This is a genomic window from Nonomuraea sp. B19D2 (assembly GCF_040137845.1).
Classification (GTDB): Bacteria; Actinomycetota; Actinomycetes; order Streptosporangiales; family Streptosporangiaceae; genus Nonomuraea.
This window is the reverse complement of sequence record NZ_JBEFAK010000074.1, coordinates 17,736-37,220: the sequence shown is the minus strand read 5'-3', so window position 1 is coordinate 37,220 and position 19,485 is coordinate 17,736. Positions and strand designations below refer to the sequence as shown.

Here is a 19,485-nt window from a genome sequence, read left to right as displayed (position 1 = left end):
GCCCTCGAAGCCCTCGGCTACCGCGTCACTCTCGAACTAACTACCTGAACGTCGCGGCCCGCACCACTCCGCTCTGAATCAACACGTGAGGTTCGCTGCCGCCTGCCTGGCGAATGTCTGATTTTCGGACCAGGAGTCAGGCGAGCACGAAGTGTGTATTTGCAGGTCAAGGCCATAAGGCTGTCTGGTTGAGCCCCTGGTTCGGCATGTATTTGGCATGATCAAGGCCGCGAGCTAGGTCGAGGGCCAATGAGCATGTCATGCCTTCTACGCGGTCAAGTTGTCCGACGATATCCAATCTGGCCATTGATCACGGCGTGACCCCGAGTTGGACGACGCGCTCGTAGAAGCTGCCAAGCTCGTCCACCATGGCGACGTGGCGGTGCCAGTCCAACGATGGCGCGGACGACGACGCGCCGCCTCCCCGGCCGCAGGCCAGCCTGACGGCAGGCCTGCTCATCACGTTGACCGCCGCTAAGCACGACGAGGTGAACGCGCTGCTCGGCCGTATCCGCGCCCGCGATGGCAACGCCAGCACCGCGCAGATCGTCCTGGCCGCGCTGCGCGCCTACGCCGACTAGCTTAGCTAGGCGCCTTCGTACCGCTGGCGTACTTCCGCGCCGAACTCGTCAGCGTATTTGAAGGGCATGTCGGGCTGGGGTTCTGCCGGCCACGAGATGATCAGGTAGTGCTCAACCGGGGTTCTGGCCACCCCGTCCGGCTTGGTGTCTCGCCCTCGCGCGTGCACCCGTAGCCGGTAGAAGCCTTCGCCCTGGTGGGCGAGATTCGGCAGGTTGGGGAGATCCCCATCGAGCCCGCACACGATAAGTGATCCTGTGGTGGACTCGATGGAGACTTCGACGATCTCCTCCCAGCTGTCGAGGTCGAGGACCGGGGGCTCGTCGGCCAGTTGCACCTCAACGTCTACTTGGCCCAGCGCGATGCCCGTAAGGATCGTCGCGCCATCCCCCTCCTCGGCTACAGCGATCAAGCCGTTGTCGAACCGTTCCGGAAACTCCGGACCAGCCTCGTCCAGCTCCCGAAGCTGGATCTGGTGATAGGAAAGGTGGATGCTCGCCTGGTAGGAGGGAGGCGCGGCAGTCATAGGGGCGAAGACTCCTCTGTGTTTAGGAGTTCATGTCAGGGAAGACGAAGAACGCATCCTTATCCAGAAGTCGCTGGTCCCGGACGAAGTTACTATACTGGCCGCCAGCCTGGGAGTTCTGGGTGGCGTTCACCCATTCGACGGAGAAATCGGAGGGGTAGTCGCCGCCGCCGGTGTATGCGCCCTGATAGGTGTGCGCGAACGGATACTCGTCACAGTTCGCCCCGGCCGGGGGCGAACCGGTGAGAAAACTGCACGCATCCTCGCGGTTCTGCTCCGCGTCCGCGTCATCGTACATGCGGGTGAGGGGAACGTCGCCCACGGCGCCAGGGTTGCCTCTTGCCTGGGCGCGGCTGATGTGGCCGACGATATCCTCGACCTCACTGCGCTTATAGGTCAGAGTAGGCCAGGTGTCGGAGAAGACGCAGCCCGTGTTTGTCCAGCCCTTGAGCATGCCGTTGTCGCAGCGCAGATCGTTGGGGCCGTCGGTGACGTAGACGGCCTTGTCGAAGTCGCCGCTGTTGGGGGTGGCCCAGGTGAGCTGCGAGTCGAGGCTAATGTTCTCCATCGTGCCGGTGGGAACGTTGACCTTGAGCGTCACGTTGAACTGCATCCACGTGCGAAGCTGCAGCGGCTTGGGGCCACTGACGGACACCTGCGTACAGTCGGGGTAGCAGTGTCCGCCGAAGCTGATCTGCGTCGAGGGGTTCCAGTCGCCCCACTCGTTGTGGATCCAGATGTGCTCGCCGTAGATGAGCGCGCCCTCGTTCCACACGGTGACGACATCGACGTAGTGGGTGAACTCCATGCCACCGACGATCTCACCGGTGTCGGTGAGGACCCAGTCAACACCTTCGAGCTGCCAGAAACACTGGTTGAAGCGGGTTTGGCCGTACCAACCAGTGGTCTCGTCCTTGCACCAGCTGGGCACGCCTGGGGGCACGCCGCCCGGAGGATCGTCCGCGGCGACCTTCAGCTTGGGCGGGCGGGTGCACATGACCTTGTCCACACCCTTGGCGCGCAGACTGCTCAGCTGCTTTTTCACATCGTCGCAGGGGCGGGACGAGGTGCCCTTGAGCGGTGAGGTTGACTTCCTTCCGGCGCTCGTGTCCTCGCGAATGGAGGCGTTGGCCGCTCGGATTCGGGCAGCGTCCTTATCTGCTTGCGTAGCTGCTAGCGGGGCGGGAGACGGTGTCGTGGCTGTCGACTTTGCAGCTCCAGGATCGTCGGTGGTCTGCGCCGAAGCGATGGGGCTGAGCGGGGTACAGAGTAACGCGCCTGCTAGTGCCACTCCTAAGGTTGCCCTCCGGATATGTCGTGTCCAAAAGTTCACACTTTTCCCTTTCGTCGCAGATGTGAATATCTGTCGGAGATCTTCACATTTGGGACTCCAGGGAACAAGATCTTGACTCGGTGCAGAAGATCAGCTAACTGGACCAAGTGGAAAATCGGCTGAACAGTCAAAACGTCAATCGCCGTTCCGGGATAATCGGCCCAACTTGTGCGTGCGCGTAGCGCAGGCAGCGCCGCTCGGGGTGAAGCCCCACCAGCGCCGACAGGACCGCCAAGGTGGCCAGCTCGGCATCGCTGAGCTGGCCATTTCAACTGGCGCCGGCCATCTCTTTGGCCGCATTGGCTGGCATCCGGTCCCGCAGAAGATCTAGCGCGGTGCCATAATTACTAATATCTACTGTCCTTTATGCGACCGCTCAGGGCGGCGCGGGTTTTGGCTGTCCTCGCGCTACTTGGGCGATAGGCTGCGAATCTGCTCATCACGGCCATAGTCACCTAACTCTGCAACGAGTTGTAAAGCCGACACGTAGATGGCACGGCGACTGCTGCAGATGGAACCAGCTCCGGAGGTGTCAGAGCCGAAAGCCGATTCGGTCGGCCACGAGCTCGGCACGAACCAGTTCGAGAAGTCGGCCCATCCAGTTGCGCCCGGCGGAGTCGCGAATGTCCCAAAATTGCGAGTTGGCGGAGCAGTAATGGATCCGCCCGTCGCCTGTGGCCAGAAGCACCTCGGCCAGGTCCGGATGCTGGCCAAACTTCGCGCGCAGTAGGTCAGCCATGACCGTGAGGCGTACGTCCGACCAATGTGGCCGCCGCTCGACTCCGACCGCGATGTCGCGCGCTGCCTCGGAGCTCAGTGCTGTACGGATGCGCTCGCGCAGAGATTCGTCGTTGGTGGACAGGCCCCAGTAGGCATGTTCGACCGTTGGATAGAGGGCATCGGCAACCTTGATCGGGGCCGGGAAGTCGTTCCGCAGCCCGTGCGCACGCGGATACATGGGACGGCCGTAGTTGAGGTGCACGGTTGGCGATTGGGCCTCGGCGGGCCCGTCGGCTTCCCGCTGCGCGGTTGCGGCTGGATGCGGTCGCCGCCGGTCCGCGAAGTACTGGAATGCCCCTCGCCGGCCTTCCTCAGTGACGACGCAGTCCTCGTTCAATCCCTCGCTGCCGTCGTCAAACTCGAAAAATACGTACTCGTCCCATGTCTCGCCCACTTCCGAGATGAGCAAGCGCAGTGGAATGTCGCGGGCATCCATGTCGCCGAGTGCGTAGATCCGGTGATGCGTCGGGATCGCCTCGTAGGCGGTGCGCAGCGCGATCCGGTCGGTCTCCGTACGCGAGTCGACATAGCGCAGCGCCGCCGTGATGCACCGGTCCGTGGAATCCGGACGCCCGTTCAAGCGGTCAATCGCATCGACAACTTCCCCGAGCAGTTCCTCGGCCGTGATCCAGGTGACGACCTCGCCAAACCGCCAGCGCGCCAGATCATGCGCGCTCGCCCAGGCACCCGCCTCGAGAGTCGTCGCCACCCAACCGGCCTCGAGCTTCGCGCGGAGCCCGTCGAGGTCGCCCCACTCCCAGTAGAAGATCGCACCGTCCGCGAAGACCTTCAGATCGGTCAGGTAGTAGTCGCTGCCGTTCCGAATGAAGATCGGCCGGAGGACTCCATCGATCCGCTCCCCATCGACGATGCGATAGGTCCGATTCCCCATCATCTGAGCCATCGTAGGCCTGGGGGCAGCCTGCTCCCAGCGGGGCGATCTTACCGAGCACCGTCCTCGGCCTGCCCGCCTGCCGTCGTCTCACCCACGAGGTAGTGGGCCAGCCACGGGGCTGCCCGGCCGCGGGCCCGAACAGTGATCATTTAAGCCCTGTGCATAAGACAGGCGACCCCGCCTCCCAGGGCAGGCAGGCGGGGTTTTCGCATGTCAGAGGTCAGCCAGCGAGGTGACGGCTGATGACCAGGCGCTGGATCTGGTTGGTGCCCTCGAAGATCTGCATGTTCTCCGACCCATGATGCGATCACCTGCGAAAACAGCTCGATCATGCGGCTGAGCAGCGGCTACGCCTGCGGATGTCTCACATCACCTCTCACGGGTTCCGGTGCTCCCACGGAACAGCGACGGAACACGGGCAGAGCATGCAGGCACCTGTGGTGATATCGGCCATGCCTGCGCAGATCCTTGGTGAGCGCCTGCTCGCAGACGGAGCCTGTCATGAGCCCCGAGGAACGGAAGCCGCACGGCAGCAAGAACACCGCTTTGGGAAAGGCAGCGCTCAGACGACGTGCGTCCACGGTTATGTCGGCGTCCGCGAGCGCTACCCCATCACTGATGACTGACCTGCACGCTAACGCTGGCATCCCGTCCTTGCGGCCATGAACAGAACAATCCATGCGCACGCGATGTACGAAGACATTACCGTTAAGGTCATGATCATCTGGGTCGCCTCGTTCCCCCGATCAGGCAACACCTTCCTCCGCATCATCCTCAAGCAGCTGTACGGCGTGCACACCTCCACGGTCTACGACGTCGACGGCGTGGCCGCGCGGCTTGGCCCTGACCTGATCGGCTTCGAGGAGCGTCCCTCCTCAATCGAGGAGATGCGCGCCTCCGAGAAGCTGCATTTCGTCAAGACGCACCGGCAGCGTGCCGGGGAAGAGGATCGCGCGATCTGTCTCGTCCGAGACGGCCGCGACTCCATAACCTCATGGGCCTACCTGATCGGTGCGCCTGATATCGAGGCCGAGATCCGCACGATAATCAACCGTCGTGACGAGGTGGGAACGGGCAGCTGGGGCCAGAACGTACTGAGCTGGCTACGTCCGCCCGCTTCCCATCGCGTGATGCTCCGCTACGAGGAGCTGATCCGCGAGCCGCGACGGACCGTCGAGAAGGTGCTGGCCACGCTGGCGCCGTCCCTACGGCCACTGCCTGATGCCCGCATTCCCACCTTCGCAGAGCTCCACCAGATCGATGGCGGCTTCTTCCGGAGAGGACACACGGGCACACACTCGGACGAGCTGCCAGAGGAACTGCACCGGCTCTTCTGGTCCCGCCCTGACAACGTCGCGGCCATGGAACTGCTTGGGTATTCACGTGATGCGTGAACGTTAGGTCCGCCCTTGCATTTCCGGTCCCGCCGGTGAACCCGGTCGAGACCGACGTGTCCAGCAGCACGCCCATCAGGTCGGCGGTCCGGCTGATGTTCATATGCCTGACGCAAGCCGGCAGCGCGGTCGCGGCGCGTACGTTCGGGTCGTAACAGCAGGGCTTGGCCATCCCCGCTGGGATGGCCGCCCGGGTCCTGCCTGTCCACCGCGCTGCCGGAGCGAGCGCTTCCTCGGTTTCTTGGCGCGCTTCGCCCATGGCACTCGCGGCGTCGCGGCGGCCGGGGACAGGAAGCCCATCACTGGGCCCGCCGGTCGGGCCGGTTCGGCCGGATGCGCAGGACATCGGCGGTGTGCCAGGCGCACTCCGGGGAGAGCGTGTGCCGCCAGCGTGTCGCTCAGCGTCGGCGGTGCAGCGGAGTGACGTTCGGCTCGGGCAACTCCAGCCGCGCCCGCAGGGAATTCTGGTTCTCCAGGGTGAGCTGGTGGACGGCCCGGACCAGGGCGGGGACGTCCTCCCTGATCTGGGCGGGTTCCTTGTTCTTGTTCGCGATGGTCGTCTTCAGCATCTGCTGGCGCTGCTCAGGGAGGTATGTCGCTGGTATGGTCCCGGCGAGCTGGCGGCCTCGTGTGTTGACTGCGGAACTTGCCCCGTTGTTGGCTGCTGCGTACCCATGTGGCGAGAGGGGTCAGCGAAGATGCATCAGACCTGGGTGGCCGGTGTGCTGCCGGCGGGAGCCGGGTCAAGACTGCTGCTCAGCCCCGTCAGCCGCCCACCCGTTGACGTGGACACCACGCCCTGCAACGGCACCTTAGGCCATGCCGAGGTGAACGCCCTGCTGGACATGGTCTTCATGGCATTCGAGATCACCGCGAACAAGCGGGTGGCGGGGGAGTCCATCGCGAATTCCGAGAAGGACCGCGGCCTCACCGCGATTGTGCAGGCCGTGGGCGAGAGATGACGAAATGGGGCTTGGTCGTCGTTCTGCTGCTCGCCCTGATGGCCTGCAGCAGCGGCCCCGACCTGCCCGAGGCGAGGTTCGAGAGCTCAGCAGGTCCCGATCCGAAGACGCTCGGGTTCGCCGAGGGCGCCAACCCGCGCATCGGCTGCACGGCCCTGGATCGGCGGGTCAAGGGCCTGGGGTACGAGTGGCGTGGCGGCGTGCGGCCCACGGTGGGCGACTCCTCCGAAGTTCGTCTCGGCTGCGGCTGGACGAGCGCCACCGGCCAACTTCCCATCCTCCTCAGCGTCTACGCCGAAGAGGATGGGGCAGAGCGGGCCGTTGAGGAGGCGATGCTCGGCAGCCCGCGGGAGGCCATCGAGGCACTGGACGTCGGCGAAGGCGGCTTCCTCGCGGAGCACGTCGAGGGTGAACGCCGTGCTCTGAGCGGCTACTTCCACCGGGACGGCATGCGCTTCGAGGTCGGCTACGGCTACTCCTCGAAGGAGAACGGGCAGAAGGCTTTCGCGGACGTGCTCAAGGTGCTTGGCGACAACTCGGCGGTCGCGCCGACCGAGCAGGATCAGTTGGTCGCCCTGGATTACCTGGATAAGGCGGCCGACGTCAGGCTCGCCGCGTACAAAGCCGGCTTCCCCACGCTGGCCAGGATCGACCCGGGGCCGCTGAACCATTCCCGGTGCCCCCGGATCGACAAGATCGTGCGCTCCCGCTGGAAGGCGGTGTTCAAGCGGAAGACGCAACCTTCAAGCGCGGGCTACGCGTGCTCGTGGAACGGGACTGTCGACGACCGAATATGGACGTTCTCCGTCCAGGTCGGGAAACCGCCGAACATCGTCGACAGCTACCGACGTGAACTCGCCGGCATCGTCGACATGATGGAAGAGGCGGACGAGACGACGACCTTCAGCCCGGTCTACGCCTTTCCTGCCGGCGATGAGGGGTTCTTCGTCCACGAGACCGACTACAGCAGGGCGGGGGGAAAATTCACGGCGCCGCCACAGCCATTGTCAGGGCGGGCGATCTCGAGGTCACCATCCTGCTGAGCAATGGCGGCTACGACGTGAGCCACCGCGGCCTCGTCACCAAGGACATCGCCCTGCGCGAGTTCGCGGCCGTCCTCAGCGGGCTGGGCTGATCACACGTACGTCTGCGGGGTGCTCGTCGCCCTGCCCACCCAGCACTGCAAACACCGCCCCAGCCGGCGCGACCGCGCGCCACGGCCTTCGGGCCGCCGCCCCATTGACGAGCAAGGACCCCGAGTGATGGCAGTAAGCCAGCAGGAAATTGAAAATCGGTTGTGGGACGCCGCCGACGAACTGCGCGTGGCGATGCCCAAAGCGCAATACTCCTCCGTCGTCTTCCCGCTGCTGTTCTGGAAGTACCTGTCGGACACCTGGGAGGACCTGCACGATGAGTTCATGGCTACTGAGGAAGAGGGCCTATTCCGCCTGTCCGCCGAGGAACGCCACGAGCTCGAGTATCGCGACTACCAGTGGTTCGAGATTCCGAATATCTACCCCGGCACCGAGCAGCAACGTAGCGCTTCCTGGATGTCCATCCTCGCCACCATCACCCAGCCCGGCCTCGGCCAGCGCGTCCGCGCTTCCCTGCAGGCCATCGAGACGGCCAACCCTGACAAGTTCTCCCGCATATTCGGGTCCATGACCTGGACCTCCGAAGAGGTGCTGTCGGGGGAGGTGCTGGGGGCGGTCATGCGGGCCATGGACCGCATCCCGAAGATGCACGAATACAACACGGTTGCCGGTGAGGCGTGCGAGTACCTCCTGAAGCGGTTCTCCGACGGGCCCGGTACCCGAGCCGGCCGGTTCTTCACCCCGCGCGAGGTCGTCGAGCTGATCGTCAAGGTCCTGGACCCCAAGGAGTTCGAGTCGGTGTACGACCCAGCCTGCGGGTCGGGCGGCATGCTCATCGCCTCCGCGAACCTTTTGAAAGCTCGCAGCGAGGATGGCTACACACTCACGTTGTACGGGCAGGAGGCCGTACCGGACACTGCGGGTGTGGCACGCATGAATCTCTTCATGCACGACCTCACCCAGTTTCAGATCGAGATCGGCGACACCCTGCAGGAGCCGCGCTTCAAGAAGCCGGACGGGTCCGTCGCGCAGTTCGATGTGATCGTCGCCAACCCGCCCTACAGCCTGAAGCGGAAGCCCTGGAGCAATGACCCGCGCGCCATTGGCGGTGTCGCCCCGCAGTTGTCGGCTGGCTGGGCGTTCGTGCAGCACATGATCGCGTCGATGGACTCGGAGAAGGGGCGCGCCGGCGTTGTCCTGCCCCCTGGCGCCCTCTTCCGAGGCGGCCAGGAAGCAGTCATCCGCCGACGCGTCCTGGACGACGACCTCCTGGAAGCCGTCATCGGGCTGCCGGCGAAACTTTTGTACAACACGACGATTCCCACGGCGATCCTGGTGTTCCGCGCTCCCGGCACCAAGGCCCCAGAGCGACAGGGCGGCGTGCTGTTCATCGATGCCTCCGAGCGATTCACCAAGGCCAGGAACCGCAACGTCCTCACCGACGCGGACATCGCCAAGGTCGTGACCGCCTACCACACGAGCTTCGACACAGACGGCAACCCGGTGGACCCTGATGGCGATGGCGGGCTGGCCGCACGGTTCGTCACCATCACGGAGATCGTCGAGGCCGGGTACGACCTCAACGTCGGCCGGTACATCAAGCAGGGTGCCGCTGAGCCGGATGATCTGGACAGTCTCATCAATGCTTACAACCTCGCCCGTGCCGAGCGCCAGAAGACAGAAATGCGGATGTTCGACGTCCTTACGGCCGCCGGAATCGGTGGCTTCGATGAGTGACTGGCGGCAGACGACGATCGGTGAGTTGCTGATCCTTGAATACGGCAAGCCGCTTCCCGAAAAAGCTCGGGACGGCCAAGGATTCCCCGTTTACGGGAGCAACGGCATCGTCGGTTATCACTCTCAGGCGCTGGTGAAAGGACCTGGCGTCATCGTTGGACGAAAGGGGACCGGTTCTTCGGGGACCGCCACCTTCAGCGAGGGCGACTTTTTCCCCCTCGACACCGCCTTCTACGTGTTGGTCAAGGACTCCACCCAGATAGGAATGGAGTTCGCCTACCACCTACTCGTCAATGCGAAGTTGACGGAGCTTGCCACCCAGACCGGAGTTCCTGATCTGACCCGCAGCCGGGTATACGAAATGCGTGTTGCGGTGCCGTCGGTGCCGTTGCAGGAGCGGATCGTCGAGGTCATAGGTGCGGTCGACGGCCAGATCACCGCGCTCGTGGTCGAGGCAGATAGCCTCCTTCGAGTCCGTGACGCTGCTCTGGGAGACCTGCTCTCCCGCGGCGGTGCGGGATGGCGGTCTGCTCCTCTGGCAAAAGTCGGAACGCTCACCCGCGGCCGCCGGTTTGTGAAGAGCGACTACGTGGAGTCCGGCCTGGGATGCATCCACTGCGGTCAGATCCACACGGACTACGGGGCGTCGGCTACGCGCGCGATGACGCACCTGCCCGAGAGCTTCCGCGGCTCAATGCGCCTGGCACAACCCGGTGATGTCGTCATCGCCGGGACGAGCGAGAACGCCGACGACGTCGGCAAGGCTGTTGCTTGGCTGGGTGATGATGAGATAGCTGTTCACGACGATTGCTTCATCTTCCGCCATGACCTTGATCCGAAGTTCGTCTCGTATTTCTTCGCCTCGCCCCTGTTTCAGCACCGGAAGCGTCGGTTCACGAGCGAGACCGTGAACCTCGAGAAGATCATTATGCCCGTGCCCCCTCGTGATGATCAGGAGCGCATATCAGCGATGGCCGAGGCGGTGGATGCGCAGGTCGTCGCCCTCCGCGCCGAGGCGGAACGTCTTCGTCAGGCGCGGGTAGCACTGCTCTCGGGGCTACTGGACCGCACCATCGACATCGAGACCGCCGAGTTACCCTCGGGTTTTCACGGTGAATAGGGTGCCGCCGAGGAGATCATCACCTGGTCGAACGACAGAGTCAGCGCTGTGATCGACGCCGACAGATCAAGAAACTGCGACGCAAGCGTCGGCGTCGGAAGGCGATCGACGACCGACTGTTCCGCCCGCGCGAGATCTCTCACGGAACAGTGATCATTTAAGCCCTACGCACAAGACAGCGAACCCCGCCTCCGAGGACCAGCAGGCGGGGTTTTCGCATGTCGGAGGTCACTTGGCCAAGTGGCGGCTGATGACCAGGCGCTGGATCTGGTTGGTGCCCTCGAAGATCTGCATGATCTTGGCCTCGCGCATGTAACGCTCGACCCGGAACTCGCGCGTGTACCCGTACCCGCCGAACACCTGCACCGCGTCCGTCGTGACCTTCATCGCCACGTCCGTCGCGACCAGCTTCGCGATGCTGGCCTGCTGGCTGTACGGCAGGCCGGCGTCCCGGCGGCGGGCCGCGTCGAGGTATGTGGCGCGGGCGCTGGCCACCCCGGCTGCCATGTCCGCCAGCAGGAACCCGAGCCCCTGGTGGTCGATGATGCGCTTGCCGAACGTCTGCCGCTCCTTCGCGTACGCCACCGCCTCGTCGAGCGCGGCCTGTGCGAGACCGGTGGCGCAGGCGGCGATGCCGAGCCGTCCCGAGTCGAGGGCGCTGAAGGCGATCTGGAGCCCCTGCCCCTCCTCGCCGATCAGCCGGTCCTCCTCCAGGATGGCGCCGTCCCAGTGCGCGCTGGTGGTCGGGACGGCGTGCAGCCCCATCTTCTCCTCCGGCCGCCCGAACGTCAGCCCGTCGGCCGACCCCGGCGCGAGGAAGCAGGAGATGCCCCGCGAACCCTCGCCCGTGCGGACGAACAGCGCGTAGAAGTCGGCGATGCCGCCGTGGGTGATCCACGCCTTGTTGCCGGTGATCCGGTAGCCGGTCTCGACCCGCTCCGCCTTGCAGGTCAGGGCGCCGGCGTCGGACCCGGCCTGCGGCTCCGACAGGCTGTAGCCGCCGATCAGGCGTCCGGCCAGCATGTCGGGCAGCCACCGCTCCCGCTGCGACGGGGTGCCGTAGGCGGCGACGGGGAAGCAGGCGAGGGTGTGCACGCTGGTGGCGACCGCGACGGCCGCCCACCGCATGGCCAGCTCCTCGATCACCTGCAGGTACACCTCGTACGGCTGCCCGCCGCCACCGAACTCCTCCGGGTACGCCAGCCCGAGCAGCCCCGCCGCGCCCAGTGTGGCGAACAGCCCTTCTGGGTAGGTCTCGGCACGCTCGTGCTCGTCGACCCGGCGCGCGAGCTCCTTGTCGGCGATCTCGCGGGTCAGCTCGATGAGGTCCTTGGCGTCCTGGTCGGGTAGCAGCCGCTGGACGGTCACGTTCACTCCTCAGACAGGGTGCGGGGCGGGCTCGTCGAGTCGCGCGAGCGCGGCCCCGGCACGCTCACGAAACTCAGCTACCCTGGCGAGCTTGATGTCCTCGTACCCTCGGATCAGCTCGGGCAGACCCGCGATCTCCGCGACGGCCTCGGCGGTCGAGGGGGTCAGCCGGGTCAGCGCGGTACGCATCAGGTCGCGGTATTCGGTGACCAGCTCGCGCTCGACGCGCCGCACGTGGGCGTGGCCGAAGACGTCGAACGCCGTGCCGCGCAGCACCTTGGCGGCCCGCAGCCCGCGGAACACGATTCCGGCGGAGCGGCGTACCTTGATCTTGCGCTTGAGGCCCATGGCCCGCAGCAGCGGCGGGTGCAGCAGCACCGACACGACCGCGTCGGCGCCGAACTCGCGCTCCCTGCGCTCCTTCTCCGCCGGGTCGAGGTGCAGGCGGGCGACCTCGTACTCGTCCTTGTAGGCCATGAGCCTGTGCAGGGCGCGGGCGTACGCGAGCCCGATCGCCGTGCCCGCCTCCTCGCCGGCGCGCTCGACCGCCTCGGCCGCCACCCGGTGCACGTCCTCCTCGTACGTACGGGCGTAGGCCGCGTTCTGGTAGCCGGTCAGGTCGGCGACCCGCGTGGCCACCACCTCGTCCAGCCCCTCGGCGACGACCGGCTCTTCCGCCACCGGGTCGGAGAGGCCGGCCGCGGCGGCGCGGCCCCAGCGGAAGGCGGCGAGGTTCTTCTCGACGGCAGCCCCGTTGAGGGTGATGGCCCGCTCGATGGACGCGGCGGAGACCGGCAGGCAGCCGTGCTGGTAGGCGGCGCCGAGGAGCAGCAGGTTCGCCGGCATGTGGTCGCCGAACAGCGACTCCGACAGCCCCTGGGCGTCCAGGCACTCGACGCGCCTGGCGGCGGAGGCGACGCGCGTGACCGCGTCGGCGTGACCGGGCACGGCCACCCGGCCGGTCACCATGGCGGCGGTCGGGACGACGGCGGTGTTCAGGACGGCGACGGTGCGTTCGGGCGCGGCGACGGCCAGGTTCGCCTCGGAGGCCGCTCCCAGCAGGTCGAAGCCGATGACCACGTCGGCGCTCCCCGGCGAGGCACGCAAGGAGCCGTCCACGGGGCGCGCCGAGATCCGCACGTCGCTGAACACCGGGCCGCCCTTCTGCGCCAGCCCGGTCTGCTCGAGCCCGGCCGCGTGGAGCCCGTCGAGGTGGGCCGCCATCTGCAGGATCTGCGAGACGGTGACGACGCCGGTGCCGCCGATGCCGGGCATCCTGATGAGAGCCTCGCTCGGCCGGCTCCCGGGCTCGGGCACCGCGGGGGGTGGCGGCGTCTCCGTCCGCGGCTTGGTGCCTGGCTCCACCAGCAGGAACGACGGGCAGTCGCCCTTGAGACAGCTCAGGTCGGTGTTGCACGAAGCCTGGTGGATGCGGGTCTTGCGGCCGTACTCGGTCTCGACCGGCTGCACGGACAGGCACGTCGACACCTCACCGCAGTCGCCGCAGCCCTCGCAGACCCGCTCGTTGATCACGACCTTCTGCGTGGGCACGGGCAGCTTGCCGCGCTTGCGCAGCCGCCGCTCCTCGGCCGCGCAGCGGTCGTCGTGGATCAGCACGGTCACGCCGTCGAGCTCGGCCAGCTCCCGCTCCACCTCGGGCAGGTCGTCGCGGTGCCGCACCGACGCGATCCCCGCCAGCCGCACGCCCCGGTACGTCTCGGGCTCCGGCGTGGTGACCACGATGCGCCGCACGCCCTCGAGGGCCAGCTCGTGCGTCAGCGCGGGCACGTCGAGCCTGCCCTCGGCGCGCTGCCCGCCGGTCATGGCGACGGCGTCGTTGTAGAGCAGCTTGTACGTCATCCGCACCCCGGCGGCGACGGCGGCCCTGATCGCCAGGGAGCCGGAGTGGTGGAAGGTGCCGTCGCCGAGGTTCTGCACGAAGTGCCGGTCACTGGTGAACGGCGCCAGCCCGATCCACTGGGCGCCCTCGCCGCCCATCTGGGTGATGCCCACCTGGGTGCCGCGCCCGTGACCGTCCAGGGCGATCATGGCGTGGCAGCCGATGCCGACGCCGACCAGCGTGCCCTCGGCGGTGCGGGTGGAGGTGTTGTGGGGGCAGCCGGAGCAGAAGTAGGGGGTGCGCGCGGCCACCAAGGGCAGCATGACGCGGTTCCGCTTCCGGGGGCGCGGGGCCGGCTCCTTGCCCAGGCAGGTGGCGATGGCCTTGGCCACGTCCTCGGCGCCCAGGGTGCTGCGGGCGGTGAGCAGCTCCCGGCCCACGACGGCCGGTGCGCGCTCGCCCCCGTACAGGGCCTGCTTGAGGTGCCCCTCCAGGAACGGCACCTTGTCCTCGACCACCAGCACCTTGTCCAGGTCGGACGTCATGGCGGCCAGGTCGTCGTACGCGAGCGGGAACGGCATCGCGAGCCTGATCAGCCGTACCCCGTGCTGGTCCAGCGCCGCGTCGTCGAGGCCGAGGTCCGCCAGCGCCCGCAGCACCACCGCGTACGTGGTGCCGGAGGCGAGGATGCCCAGCTTGGTGTTGCCCTCTCCGGACATCACCCGGTTGAGGCGGTGCGCGCGGGCGTACTCGCGGGCCAGGTCGAGGCGGCGCGTGAGCATGTCGTGCTCGGCGTCCAGCGCGGCCGCGCCGAGCAGGATGGGAGCGGGGCCGCGCTCGCGCTTGTCGGGCACCGGGATGCCGGCGCGCAGCGGCCCGAGGTCGACGGTGGAGGATGCGTCGGCGATGTCCGCGACGATCTTGAGCCCGGCCCAGAGCCCGGTGGCGCGCGACAGGGCCACCGCGTGCAGCCCGAACTCGATGATCTCCGCCACCGAGCCGGGCGCGAGCAGCGGCATGGACAGGCTCTGGCACATGGGCTCGCACGCGCTGGGCAGCGTGGACGACTTGCAGCCGGGGTCGTCGCCGATCCAGGCCACCGCGCCGCCGAGGGGCACCGTGCCGGCCACGTTCGCGTGCCTGATGGCGTCGGCGGCCCGGTCGAGGCCGGGGTTCTTGCCGTACCAGAAGCCGGTCACGCCGTCGTGCTGCCGGCCCGGCACCTGGCCGAGCAGCTGGGTGCCGGCCACCGACGTGGCGGCCAGCTCCTCGTTCAGGCCTGCCTGGAACACCACGCCCGCCGGCTCCAGATACCGCGCCGCCCGCCCCATCTCCAGGTCCACGCCGCCCAGCGGCGAGCCCTGGTAGCCGGAGACGAACACCCGCGTGTCCAGCCCGCGCTCCTGGTCCAGGCGGCGCTGCTCCAGTGTCAGGCGGATCAGGGCCTGGATGCCGGAGATGAGCACCCGGCCGTCGGTCGCCGTGTACTTGTCGTCAAGCGACACGGAAGTCTCGCTCACGCTCACGCGAACCTCCTGGCTTCGTACCTTGCACGGGGATTGCCCGCGTATTCCCAGCACAGCAACGCGGGCATGACATGCGCAAGTATTAGATGAGAAAGTGTGCCCAAGACGCAAACTACGTGGGGAATAGGGCCCTGGTGGCTGATGTTCTTTGCGCCGGAGGAAGGGGTTCTCGCATGGCTGATGTGGATGAGATCGATCATCGGGTGCTGCGGTTGCTGCGCGAGGACGGGCGCCGGACGTTCTCGGAGATGGCGCAGCTGGTAGGGCTGTCGGTGGCGGCGGTGAAGCGGCGGGTCGACCGGCTCAGGGACCTGGGGGTGATCACGGGCTTCACCGTGCAGATCGACTACTCCAAGCTGGGGTGGGGCATTGAGGCGTTCACGGAGCTACGCTATCCGGGCACGACTCCGGTGAGCGAGATCATCCGCACCGCCGCCGACGTGCCCGAGGTGCAGACGGTGTTCACCATCGCGGGCGATCCCGATGCCCTGATCCATGTGCGGGTACGGGATCTCGGGCATCTGCAGCAGGTCATCGACCGGTTGCGCCGGGCCGGCAACGTGACCGGGACCAAGACGCTGCTGATACTCGGCTCGTGGACCAGGGACGCGCTGGCCCCCCGCTGACCTCAGGACGCCTTGCCGGGCCGGCCGGGCTGCCCTGGCCGGTCGGGGTGGTCGGGGCGGTCGGGGCGGGAGAAGTGCCAGACGAGCAGGCCGATGGCGGCGAGCATGGGGACGCCCAGGCCGACCAGCCAGACCGACACGCCGGTCAGCGGGAGGACGGCGCCGTCGTCGGTCCTTGGCGGCTCTGCTTCCCCTGACCCGGGCCGGGGGTGGCGCTGGCCGGGAGCCACCTCGGCGGCGGGCTGTTCGTCCGGGCGGCGCCCCTCGCCGGGACGGCCCCGGTGCGGCCTCTCGCTGGGCCCGCCCTTGATCACGCCACCGCCGTGAATGATGTGGAGCGCGCCTTCGCCGGGGCGGGGCGGGCTCTCGGCCGGCGGACGCCCGTTTCCGGGCCCGGTGGCGTCGGCCGACGGCGCCGCCTTCGAGGTGGCCGTCGCCGTGGGGCCGGGGGCGGCAGGCGTGGCCGGGCCGGGGTCGGGAGGCGTGGCCGGGCCGGGGCTGGGCGGCTGGGCGGTCCTGGGTCCGGCGGACGCGCAGGGACGGCGGTTCCCGCCCGCGTCGGGGGCGCACTCGTCGGAGCCGCCGGCGTCAGGGGCGGCGGGCGGACCTGGCTTGGCCCGCGCCCGTGCCGGGTTGATCATCCGGGTTGAGCGGCCGTCCGTCCCGGTGGCCGAGACCTCGACGTGGTTGGTGACGCGCGTGCCGTCGGGGAGTGCCGGGTCGAGCGTGACCGGGATCTCGTAGGTCACGCTCGACCTCGGCGGGATCGCCAGCCCCGCACCACCGCAGACGACGATGGCGCCTCGGTTGACGAGGGCGCAGTCGTCGGACAGGAGACCGGGAGTCGTGTTCGGATCGAGGTTGTTGACGATCGTCACGTTCTCGGCGTCGCCGCGTCCGGTGTTCTCGACGGTGACCATGTAGACGGACTCCGCGCCGATGACCATCGGCTGCGGGGTGACGGTCCCGGTGACCCGCAGTTGCGCGCTGACCGGAGCCGGAACGGTTCCCCCGCCCAGCGCGGCGAGCGCGATGACGCCGGCGAGCCCTCGCATGATCATCTCGTCCCCTCCGCCGTAACTTTTGCCGTACCTGCCTGACCGGGGACGATCCTGCTCTCACCCACCGAACCCATGGGGACGCCCCAACCGGAACCATGCGCCGCCATGACGAAGCCTTTACCCCGAATGCGGTGGGGTGCGGGTTTCCGCGCTCGACGAACAACGGCCACCTCAGGAACCCGGGCGCGTACTGTCGGGATCATGACAGGTGTTGCCCGTTACGACGAGATCGCCGACTTCTACGCGGACGGCTGGACCGACGTCATCGACGACCCCGCCTCGGTCCGCCTGCTCGACCTGCTGCGACCGGTCGCGGACCTGCGGGTGCTGGAGATCGCCTGCGGCCACGGCCGCATCAGCCGCGAGTTCGCCCGCCGCGGCGCCACCGTCGTCGGCGCCGACATCTCGGAGGCGCTGATCGCCAAGGCGAGGGCCGTCGAACACGACACGCCGCTGGGCATCCGCTACCTCCACGCCGACGTGGCCAGGCCCCTCGAGACGGACCTTGCCCCGTTCGACGCGGTGGTCTGCAGCTTCGGCCTCTCCGACATCGACGACCTCGAAGGCGCGATCGCGGCCACCGCCGGCGCCCTCCGGCCGGGAGGCGTCTTCGCCTGCTCGATCCTGCATCCGTGCTTCCCCGGCGGCCGGGACGTCTCCGGCTCCTGGCCAGGAGGCGCGCGTTACCACACGGAGGGCTGGTGGCGCGCCGACGGCGAGCTCTCCTCGCTGCGCCGCCAGGTGGGCGCCAACCATCGCACGCTCTCGACGTACGTCGGCACGTTCCGCCGCCACGGCCTGTGGCTGGACGAACTGGACGAGCCCGAGCCGGCGCCCGCCTGGGCCGCCATGCGGCCGGATGCCGCGAAGTTCCCCGTGTTCCTCGTCATGAAATGCGTCAAGCAGTGATGGTGTGTGGTGTGGCGGCACCCGGAGCACGCCACACCACACACGTACGGGGGTCAGCCCACCCGGCAGGCGACCGAGGGCCAGTTGCGGTTGCCGTTGTGCTGGATCGTGAAGCCGAACGTGTTCCCGTTGCCGTTGGGCCTCAGGTCACGCCGAGTGCGCCTGCGACGAGCGCGGGCTTGAGACTCATGTTCTTCGTTCCTCCGGAACGCTGGGGCGGACATAGCGGTACGGAGAGCTCACCTTGGAAGGCCAGTCTGAGGAGATTCCCGAAATGTGTCAACACACATCAGAAAAGTTTCGGACACCTCGCTGCCAGATATCTGCTGCGACGTGCGGATACTCGTTCCGAAACATTTCAGAATCCATGAAAATAGCGCAAGACAGGCCGATACGTAGATTTCCGGATGCTTTAGCTGCCGGTTGTGCCTAATGTCAGCCGCGACAAAGTGCCTTCCGAGAAGGTGGGTTCATGCGTGCGCTGACCGTGTTCCTGTCCAGCCTCCTGCTGGCCACGGCTGTCTCCGTCCCTGCCGGTGCGCAGGCGAAGCCAGCCGTCGTCACACCTGACGTCGTCTTCCAGCGGGCCGACTTCGCCGCCGGCACGTACGAGGGGACGACGTCCGGCGACGGCCTGGCGTTCGGCCAAGCCGCCGGCACCGTCTCCTACACCGACGCGCTCGGCACCAAGACCTGGGAGTACGCCCGCTGGACCGGCCCCGAGCGGGCCGTCGGCTTCCCGGCCACCGAGCTGATCGCGTCCTGGACCGCCGACGTGCCCCCGGGCAGCTGGATGCAGGTCGAGAGCCGGGCCAGGAACGCCGAAGGGCTGACCAAGTGGTACTCGCTCGGCCGCTGGGCGTACGCGGAAGGCGACATCCGCCGCACCTCGGTGCCGGGACAGGGCGACGCGGACGCCAACGTCGCGGTGGACACGCTGGTCGCGGCGGCGGGCAAGCCCGTCAGCGCCTACCAGCTGCGCCTGACCCTCTACCGCGCGCCCGGCTCCTCGGTGACGCCGCGCGTGCGCACGTCCGGCGTCATGGCCTCCAACGTGCCGGAACGCAAGACCGTGCCGGTCAGCCCCGGCGGCGGCGCCTGGGGGACGGAACTGGCCGTGCCGCGCCGCTCCCAGAACGTCCACCAGGGCCACTACCCCGAGTGGGACGGCGGCGGCGAGGCGTGGTGCAGCCCGACCTCGACCACCATGATCCTCGGCTACTGGGGCAAGTGGCCGAGCTCCGCGGACACCTCCTGGGTCGATCCCGCCGACCCGAACCCCGAGGTCGACTACGCCGCCCGGTACACCTACGACCACGCGTACCAGGGGGCGGGCAACTGGCCGTTCAACACCGCTTATGCGGGGCGGTACGGTCTGGATGGGTTCGTCACGCGGCTGCGGTCGCTGACGGAGCTGGAGCAGCTGATCAAGGCGGGGATCCCGGTCGTCACGTCGCAGTCGTTCAAGAAGGGCGAGCTGCCGGGCGCCGGATACGGCACCAACGGGCACCTCATGGCGATCGTCGGCTTCACCGCCTCGGGTGACGTGATCGCCAACGACCCGGCGTCGTCCAGCAACGACGCCGTGCGGCACGTGTATCCGCGGGCCGACTTCGAGAACGTCTGGCTGCGCAGCTCGAGCAGCGGCGGCGTCACGTACGTCATCCACCCGCCCGGTCACGCGCTCCCCGCCACGACGCCCGGACTGCCCGCCAACTGGTAGCCCCGCTGCGCG

Annotated in this window: 17 protein-coding genes and 1 pseudogene; 9 read left to right on the top strand and 9 right to left on the bottom strand. The window is 67.6% G+C overall.

Annotation, left to right across the window (positions count from 1 at the left end):
• Positions 1–368: 368 nt before the first annotated feature.
• Complete coding sequence (locus tag ABN273_RS55480) at positions 369–581, top strand: hypothetical protein (RefSeq protein ID WP_349457840.1); 213 nt, start codon at positions 369–371, stop codon at positions 579–581.
• Positions 582–586: 5 nt separating this feature from the next.
• On the opposite strand, the gene ABN273_RS55475 is transcribed toward ABN273_RS55480, so the two are convergent.
• The 4 genes and pseudogenes from ABN273_RS55475 to ABN273_RS55465 form a co-directional block, all read right to left on the bottom strand.
• Positions 587–1,105: a hypothetical protein gene (locus ABN273_RS55475; protein ID WP_349457839.1), complete on the bottom strand. Its 519-nt coding sequence runs from the start codon at positions 1,103–1,105 to the stop codon at positions 587–589.
• 22 nt (positions 1,106–1,127) lie between these two features.
• Complete coding sequence (locus tag ABN273_RS55470) at positions 1,128–2,150, bottom strand: NucA/NucB deoxyribonuclease domain-containing protein (protein ID WP_349457838.1); 1,023 nt, start codon at positions 2,148–2,150, stop codon at positions 1,128–1,130.
• A gap of 436 nt (positions 2,151–2,586) precedes the next feature.
• Positions 2,587–2,697, bottom strand: a pseudogene (locus ABN273_RS60100) (IS982 family transposase); the annotation flags it as partial.
• Positions 2,698–2,970: 273 nt separating this feature from the next.
• The gene (locus tag ABN273_RS55465; RefSeq protein ID WP_349457837.1) at positions 2,971–4,113 is read right to left on the bottom strand and encodes an NADAR family protein; all 1,143 of its coding nucleotides are present in this window, start codon (positions 4,111–4,113) and stop codon (positions 2,971–2,973) included.
• Positions 4,114–4,829: 716 nt separating this feature from the next.
• On the opposite strand from ABN273_RS55465, the gene ABN273_RS55460 reads away from it, so the two are divergent.
• Positions 4,830–5,507 (top strand): sulfotransferase domain-containing protein, encoded by a 678-nt coding sequence (locus ABN273_RS55460; protein ID WP_349457836.1) that lies wholly within the window; start codon positions 4,830–4,832, stop codon positions 5,505–5,507.
• Positions 5,508–5,905: 398 nt separating this feature from the next.
• Here the strand turns inward: ABN273_RS55460 and ABN273_RS55455 are convergent, their stop codons facing one another.
• On the bottom strand, positions 5,906–6,076 hold the full coding sequence (locus ABN273_RS55455) for a hypothetical protein (RefSeq protein ID WP_349457835.1): 171 nt from the start codon (positions 6,074–6,076) through the stop codon (positions 5,906–5,908).
• Between the two features lie 129 nt (positions 6,077–6,205).
• On the opposite strand from ABN273_RS55455, the gene ABN273_RS55450 reads away from it, so the two are divergent.
• From ABN273_RS55450 to ABN273_RS55435, 4 genes are all read left to right on the top strand, one after another.
• Positions 6,206–6,469 carry a hypothetical protein gene (locus tag ABN273_RS55450; protein WP_349457834.1) on the top strand — a complete coding sequence of 88 codons (264 nt, stop codon included), beginning with the start codon at positions 6,206–6,208 and terminating at the stop codon, positions 6,467–6,469.
• Between the two features lie 11 nt (positions 6,470–6,480).
• On the top strand, positions 6,481–7,512 hold the full coding sequence (locus tag ABN273_RS55445) for a hypothetical protein (protein WP_349457833.1): 1,032 nt from the start codon (positions 6,481–6,483) through the stop codon (positions 7,510–7,512).
• A gap of 219 nt (positions 7,513–7,731) precedes the next feature.
• Positions 7,732–9,300, top strand: coding sequence for a type I restriction-modification system subunit M (locus ABN273_RS55440; protein ID WP_349457832.1), 1,569 nt, complete (start codon positions 7,732–7,734; stop codon positions 9,298–9,300).
• Positions 9,293–10,420, top strand: coding sequence for a restriction endonuclease subunit S (locus ABN273_RS55435; protein WP_349457831.1), 1,128 nt, complete (start codon positions 9,293–9,295; stop codon positions 10,418–10,420). Before ABN273_RS55440 ends, ABN273_RS55435 begins: the two co-directional genes overlap by 8 nt.
• Here the strand turns inward: ABN273_RS55435 and ABN273_RS55430 are convergent.
• The 3 genes from ABN273_RS55430 to ABN273_RS55420 form a co-directional block, all read right to left on the bottom strand.
• Positions 10,408–10,563: a hypothetical protein gene (locus ABN273_RS55430; protein WP_349457830.1), complete on the bottom strand. Its 156-nt coding sequence runs from the start codon at positions 10,561–10,563 to the stop codon at positions 10,408–10,410. The two genes, ABN273_RS55435 and ABN273_RS55430, sit on opposite strands and share 13 nt — an antisense overlap.
• A gap of 85 nt (positions 10,564–10,648) precedes the next feature.
• Complete coding sequence (locus ABN273_RS55425; protein ID WP_349457829.1) at positions 10,649–11,788, bottom strand: acyl-CoA dehydrogenase family protein; 1,140 nt, start codon at positions 11,786–11,788, stop codon at positions 10,649–10,651.
• A 9-nt stretch (positions 11,789–11,797) separates the two neighbouring features.
• On the bottom strand, positions 11,798–15,148 hold the full coding sequence (locus ABN273_RS55420) for an indolepyruvate ferredoxin oxidoreductase family protein (RefSeq protein WP_349457828.1): 3,351 nt from the start codon (positions 15,146–15,148) through the stop codon (positions 11,798–11,800).
• Positions 15,149–15,327: 179 nt separating this feature from the next.
• Between ABN273_RS55420 and ABN273_RS55415 the strand changes: the two genes are divergently transcribed.
• Positions 15,328–15,780 (top strand): Lrp/AsnC family transcriptional regulator, encoded by a 453-nt coding sequence (locus tag ABN273_RS55415; RefSeq protein ID WP_349457827.1) that lies wholly within the window; start codon positions 15,328–15,330, stop codon positions 15,778–15,780.
• 2 nt (positions 15,781–15,782) lie between these two features.
• On the opposite strand, the gene ABN273_RS55410 is transcribed toward ABN273_RS55415, so the two are convergent.
• Complete coding sequence (locus tag ABN273_RS55410) at positions 15,783–16,841, bottom strand: COG1361 family protein (protein WP_349457826.1); 1,059 nt, start codon at positions 16,839–16,841, stop codon at positions 15,783–15,785.
• A 201-nt stretch (positions 16,842–17,042) separates the two neighbouring features.
• Between ABN273_RS55410 and ABN273_RS55405 the strand changes: the two genes are divergently transcribed.
• Both ABN273_RS55405 and ABN273_RS55400 read left to right on the top strand, forming a co-directional pair.
• Complete coding sequence (locus ABN273_RS55405; protein WP_349457825.1) at positions 17,043–17,750, top strand: class I SAM-dependent methyltransferase; 708 nt, start codon at positions 17,043–17,045, stop codon at positions 17,748–17,750.
• A gap of 472 nt (positions 17,751–18,222) precedes the next feature.
• Positions 18,223–19,473 (top strand): C39 family peptidase, encoded by a 1,251-nt coding sequence (locus tag ABN273_RS55400; RefSeq protein WP_349457824.1) that lies wholly within the window; start codon positions 18,223–18,225, stop codon positions 19,471–19,473.
• The last annotated feature ends 12 nt before the right edge of the window (positions 19,474–19,485 follow it).